2 protein-coding genes are annotated in these 1,377 nt (G+C 61.0%); both read left to right on the top strand.

Annotation, left to right across the window (positions count from 1 at the left end; translation table 11 throughout):
• Window positions 1-534: SRPBCC family protein (locus Q8M88_RS17615; RefSeq protein ID WP_305598458.1), on the top strand; the 534-nt coding region annotated here is incomplete at its 5' end.
• A gap of 131 nt (window positions 535-665) precedes the next feature.
• Window positions 666-1,377, top strand: a 712-nt coding sequence (locus Q8M88_RS17610; protein WP_305598457.1) for a sulfurtransferase, incomplete at its 3' end; no start/stop codon positions are given.

Genomic DNA, 1,377 nt, shown 5'->3' with positions numbered 1-1,377 from the left:
GTCGAGCCCTTCCATCCGGGGCTCGGCCAGTTCGTCAACGTTTCCGACCTCCGATGGGAATTCGGCGACTGGTACAGCGTGCAGACCTGCGGCATCAAGAACCAACTCGCCCGCCCCGGCAGCGCGGTCTACCAGCGTTGGCACGAACAACTGCTGCGCCACAGTGAAAACAAACAGCCGGCACACGGTGCGATCTGGCTGACCTATTTCCCGAACATCATGGTCGAGTGGTATCCGCATGTGCTGGTGATCAGTGCGATCATTCCGCGCGGCCCCGAAGCCTGTAGCAACATCGTCGAGTTTTATTATCCGGAAGACATCGCCTTGTTCGAACGCGAATTCGTCGAAGCCGAACAGGCTGCGTACCGCGAAACAGCGGTTGAAGACGCCGAGATCATTGCGCGCATGACCGAAGGCCGCCGCGCCTTGTGGCAGCAGGGCCGCAACGAAACCGGCCCGTACCAGTCACCGCTGGAAGACGGCATGGTGCATTTCCATGAATTCCTGCGCCGCGAAGTGGCCCCGCATCTATAATAAATTATTAATAAAAACAATAACTTATGTTGTTAATGTGGCGGCTTGAGGCCGCCACTGCTTTTTCCTGCGCTTGATTTTCAATCGGCGTTTGTTACCTTTGCCCCCTCACCCAACGCCGGACTGTCGCCATGGCCCATACCACGCTCGTCAGTGCTGAAGAAACCGCGGCTCACTTGGACGATCCGCAATGGATCTTCTGCGACTGCCGGCATGATCTCGCGAACCACAGCGCCGGTTACAAGGCTTACCGCGCCGGGCACATCCCCGGCGCGCGTTTCCTGCATCTCGACGTCGACCTTTCGGGCCCGAAAACCGGACTCACGGGCCGCCATCCGCTGCCGCATCCCGCCACGTTCTGCCTGCGCCTCGGCGCGCTCGGCATCAGCAACAACACGCAGGTTGTGGCCTACGATGAAACCGGCGGCGTTTACGCGTCGCGGTTGTGGTGGATGCTGCGCTGGGTGGGGCACAGCAAAGTGGCCGTGCTCGACGGCGGCTGGCAGGCCTGGACCAAAGCCGGATTGCCGGTGACGGTGGCGCAACCCGCCGTGGAACCGACAAGCTTCAATGGCAAAGCGCAGACCCAGGCCGCCGTCGACAGCGCGCAGTTGCTCGCCAATCTGCAGGATCGCAAGGCACTGGTGGTCGATGCGCGCAGCAACGACCGTTACCGCGGTGAAAATGAAACCCTGGATCCAGTGGCCGGACACATCCCGGGTGCCGCCAACCGTTTTTTCAAACTCAACCTCGACACCGATGGACGCTTCAAAGCGCCGGCCGCGCTGAAACAGGAATTCGGCAGCATGCTCGACGGCCACACGCCGGACGCCATCGTGCACC

The sequence above is a fragment of the Phenylobacterium sp. genome (genome assembly GCF_030693805.1).
GTDB lineage: Bacteria > Pseudomonadota > Alphaproteobacteria > Caulobacterales > Caulobacteraceae > Phenylobacterium.
This window is presented reverse-complemented; position numbering and strand designations above follow the sequence as displayed.